The organism is Mesorhizobium sp. M8A.F.Ca.ET.208.01.1.1, assembly GCF_004791315.1.
Lineage (GTDB): Bacteria > Pseudomonadota > Alphaproteobacteria > Rhizobiales > Rhizobiaceae > Mesorhizobium.
Genome location: NZ_SRUT01000048.1, coordinates 1 through 484, shown reverse-complemented (window position 1 = coordinate 484; position 484 = coordinate 1). Strand labels below are relative to the sequence as shown.

Here is a 484-nt window from a genome sequence, read left to right as displayed (position 1 = left end):
GTCGGGATTGCATCGGCGGGGATCATCAAACGGATAGTGCCGCAAAATGGGCACTCCAATTTGTGGTCGAGATACTTGGCCGCCATCCAGCTGTAACCAGCAATCGCGACCGTCTGTTCCATGTCTGTTCGTAAATATTAGGATCTGCTTGACGAAGCCGGCGCGCGCTCCAGACTCAGGGGATGGCGAAGGGCGTGTAAATCGGCGACGAGGTCGCCATTACCGCGACCGTGCGCCGACGGGTCACTGAAGATCGGGTAAGCGTCTCGATCCCATCATATGGCTTCCCGCACTCGATCATCGACAAGACGTCGACGGTGAAGAAAGGCCAGCCCGTCGAGTTGATCGGCGATGTCACGCATATCGATGGCCAGTGGGTGACGGTGAATCTCGGCGTGCCGGTGACGGTGAACATGGTTATGCTGAGACTGGTAACAGCCTGCAAGCCGCCTTCGAGGAAGACGGCCCTCGTCGACAAGCCGAC

General features: G+C 58.3%; 1 protein-coding gene. It reads right to left on the bottom strand.

The genetic code is table 11. The features are described 5' to 3' along the window. Positions 1-175: 175 nt before the first annotated feature. Positions 176-484, bottom strand: a 309-nt coding sequence (locus EN851_RS37965; RefSeq protein WP_189587332.1) for a hypothetical protein, incomplete at its 5' end; no start/stop codon positions are given.